5 protein-coding genes are annotated in these 3,285 nt (G+C 70.1%); 4 read left to right on the plus strand and 1 reads right to left on the minus strand.

Features of this window, described 5'->3' with window-relative positions; translation table 11 throughout:
• Both G6018_RS01875 and G6018_RS01880 read left to right on the plus strand, forming a co-directional pair.
• A partial coding sequence (locus tag G6018_RS01875; RefSeq protein WP_277817747.1) for a CbiX/SirB N-terminal domain-containing protein occupies window positions 1-301 on the plus strand: 301 nt, incomplete at its 5' end.
• Window positions 302-435: 134 nt separating this feature from the next.
• Window positions 436-774: an Lsr2 family protein gene (locus G6018_RS01880; protein ID WP_182609511.1), complete on the plus strand. Its 339-nt coding sequence runs from the start codon at window positions 436-438 to the stop codon at window positions 772-774.
• Between the two features lie 137 nt (window positions 775-911).
• Here G6018_RS01880 and G6018_RS01885 read toward each other — a convergent pair whose 3' ends face one another.
• On the minus strand, window positions 912-1,601 hold the full coding sequence (locus tag G6018_RS01885; RefSeq protein WP_182638574.1) for an enoyl-CoA hydratase/isomerase family protein: 690 nt from the start codon (window positions 1,599-1,601) through the stop codon (window positions 912-914).
• 182 nt (window positions 1,602-1,783) lie between these two features.
• On the opposite strand from G6018_RS01885, the gene G6018_RS01890 reads away from it, so the two are divergent.
• Entirely contained in the window at window positions 1,784-2,476 is a 693-nt protein-coding gene (locus G6018_RS01890; RefSeq protein WP_347237766.1) for a TetR-like C-terminal domain-containing protein, read from the plus strand.
• Between the two features lie 4 nt (window positions 2,477-2,480).
• A partial coding sequence (locus G6018_RS01895; protein ID WP_182638576.1) for an acyl-CoA thioesterase domain-containing protein occupies window positions 2,481-3,285 on the plus strand: 805 nt, incomplete at its 3' end.

Raw genomic sequence — 3,285 nt, forward strand, 5'->3', positions numbered from 1 at the left:
GTCCTCGCAGGCCGAGACGCGGGCCCTGGCCTCGGCCCTCGAGAGGGTCCTCGGGGTACCGGTGTCCGCCGGGTTCGCCTCCGCGGCCACTCCGACCGTCGCCGACGCGATCACCGGGTTCAGGGAGCGGGGTCATCGCCGGGTGGCCGTGGCGACCCACCTGCTGGCGCCCGGGTTCTTCGCGGACCGGATCGCGGCGGCCGGCGCGGACGTGACCTCACCGCCGCTCGGCGCGAACCCGGAGATAGTCGATCTGATTGTCCGGTTATACCTGGAGAATTCGACGGATTTAATCCGCTGACCGGCCCGACTGTTCTCGATCCCATAATAAACGGATCACTTATCGAGAATGGCCGGCAAATGTGACCGGGCATAATTTCCCGGTGCTGGTGCATACTGTTGTGTAGTAGTGGTCGCACCTAGCTAGGAGAATCAATGGCTCAGCAATTCCAGGTCAGGTACATCGATGACATCGACGGAACGGAACTGGGCGAAGAGGCCAATTCCATCTCGTTCGCCTTCGAGGGCAAGGAATACTCCATCGACCTGAGCGACGAGAATGCCGACGCCTTCCGTGAGGTGATGGCCCCGTACATCGACGCAGGTCACCGCGTGACCGGAAGCAAGAGCAGGCCGGCGCGCAAGGCCGCCGCCAAGTCCGGCTCGGGCGATACCAAGGCCATTCGCGAATGGGCGCGGGAAAACGGCTTCGAGGTCTCTGATCGCGGCCGCATCCCGGCCGACGTGATGGAGGCGTACGCCGCCGCCAACTGATCGCACGCGCGAGGGCCCGCATCCCCGGGAGACGGGGTGCGGGCCCTTCCGTGTATTGGCATGTAGCACCGGTTGGCGGACGGAAGTCGCGACATCACCGCCGTCGAGCCGCGGGAATTGTCCGCCGGATAGTTCGCTCAGAGTCGCGTGATCGGCTCATCCAGGTGCGAGAGAGCGCCGGCGACGAGTCCTGCACGGATTCCGGCGTAGTTGGCACTCCGGAGCGGAGCCATCTCCGCCGCGACCGTCATCGCGCGGTCGAGCACCGCGTCCACCTCGGCCGCCTCATGGGCTATCCCGGCCGCGATCGCCTCGTCCGCCGCATAGCGCTTGGAGGTGAGCATGGCCGTGCTCGCCACCGTGTGGGGCAGCCGGGTGGTGATGAGCGCGTTCATCCCCGGAGGGAACGGCATCCCCAGCTGCGCTTCGGGCAGGTTCCAGAATCCGCGGTCGGCTCGCATGACGCGGTGGTCGTGGGACAGGGCCAGCATCGCCCCGGCTCCGAACGCGTGCCCGTTGACCGCGGCCACCGTGGGTAGCTCGAGCCGCAGGACCCGGGCGAACACCCGCTGGGCCCGCGAGACATAGGCGGGCAGGCCGGCGGGATCGGAGGCGACCACCGACAGGTCGAGACCGTTGGAGTAGAACTTCCCCGCCCCGGTCGTGACCAGGGCCGCCGGCCCCTCGGACGCCTCGACCTCGTCGAAGGCGGCATCGAGGGAGTCCAGGAAGTCGGGGGAGAAGGCGTTGTCCGGGGCGTCCGCGGGGTTCTCCGGCTCGGAGAAGCGGAGGACGAAGACGGACTCGTGACGGCTCAGTGTGGGCATGGGCTCCAGCGTAGATCCCCGGCAACGCCGTCACGGCAGCTGGGACACCGTTGTCACTCCCGTCCACCGCGCCCCGCGTGGGGGCCGGGAGTCCCGTGTGATGGCGGTGGGATGACACCGTTCCGCTGGACACGCCACGGCGTTGTGACGCGATGGCGACGTCGTCGTCGTACCCTGCCCGGGTGACCCGTTCCCCCTCCCGCGCGACCACCGGCGCCCCACCCCACGCCCAGTACGACGAGGCCCTCCGGCTGGGGATCCTGAGGGAGGCCACGCGCAAGCTCCGGGGAGCGGCGCCGGAGCAGCTCGGACTGCGGCCGCTGGCCGCCTCGCAGGGCACCTCCACCACGGCCATCTACACGATGTTCGGGGGCAAGTCCGGCTTGCTCGCCGCGGTCGCGGAGGAGGCGGATCGCATGCTCGCCGACGCGCTGCGGGAGTCGCTGCGTCACGACAGTGTCGAGACCGACATGCGCTCCCTCTGCCGCGCCTACCGCCGGTGGGCGCTGGAAAACCAGGGGCTGTACGCGCTCGTGGTGGGGGAGCCCGTCCGCTCACCCCGCGTCGGCGCCGACCGCCGCGACCCGCAGTCGCACGACCCGCAGTGGAGGGAACCGCTGCTGGAGATCGTCGACGCGTTGGTGGACGAGGGGGTCTTCCGGGCCACGGACGTGCACGAGGCGGCCACCGCGATCTGGGCGTCGCTGCACGGTGTCGTGTCGTTGGAACTCAGTGTGTGGCGGGAGTCGCCGAGCGCCGAGCAGTACTTCGAGACGCAGCTCGCGGCCATCCTGCGGTCCTGGGCCGCCGCCGGCGGCGCCCGCCCGGCCTCAGCCGCCGGACCCGCAACCTCTTCTATCGGAATGGTGGGCTGACCTCATGAGCGAGCGTTCGTTCTTCACCCTCGACGAGTCGGGGGCGTACATCCCCACCAGGTACGCGCGCAGCGCCTGGTCGGAGACCATGGTCAACGGGCCCGCGGTCGTGGTGGCATCGGCCCGTGCGCTCGAGGCCGAGCACGGGGCGGAGGGGTTCCAGCCCGCCCGGCTCACCGTGGACCTCTTCGCGCCTGTCCGCACCGAGCCGTTGGTCGCGGTGACGGAGGAGGTCCGGGCCGGCAACCGCATCCGGGTCGCGGACGTCCGCATGCTCCAGGGCGGAAAGCTGGTGGCCCGCGGCACCCTCGTGCAGTTGCGCCGCGGCGAGCAGCCACCGGGAAATGTGTGGCGCTCGGGACGACGGGTGGGGGCCCCGCCGGAGGCGGACCCCACCGAGAACCGGCCGGGGTCGAACGTCTTCTTCGGCAGCGGCGACGAGGGGGAGGCGTGGAGTCGCGACATGAGCGCGCACCAGAACGACCGGCGCAAGCGGTTCTGGCTGCACCCGCTGGACGTGGTGGCCGGTGAGGACGCGACCCCGTTCCAGCGGGCCGTGACCCTGGCCGAGTCCACCAGCCTCATGTCCCACTGGGGCGACGAGGGCATCGGCTTCATCAACGCCGATCTCACCGTGGCGCTGGCCCGCCTGCCCCGGTCGGGCGACATCGGCATCGAGGCCGACGAGCACCTCAGCGACGCCGGGGTGGCGGTGGGCAGCGCCTCGCTGTTCGACCGCGACGGCGTGTTCGGCACCGGAACCGTGGTGGCGGTGTCCAACGCGGGACGCCAGATCGACTTCACCCGCC

Source organism: Dietzia sp. DQ11-44, from assembly GCF_014145205.1.
GTDB classification, from domain to species: Bacteria; Actinomycetota; Actinomycetes; order Mycobacteriales; family Mycobacteriaceae; genus Dietzia; species Dietzia natronolimnaea.

Coding starts and splice junctions, on each gene's coding strand:
- G6018_RS01880 (WP_182609511.1), top strand. CDS start 436: ATGGCTCAGCAATTCCAGGTCAGGTACATCGATGACATCGACGGAACG.
- G6018_RS01885 (WP_182638574.1), bottom strand. CDS start 1,601: ATGCCCACACTGAGCCGTCACGAGTCCGTCTTCGTCCTCCGCTTCTCC.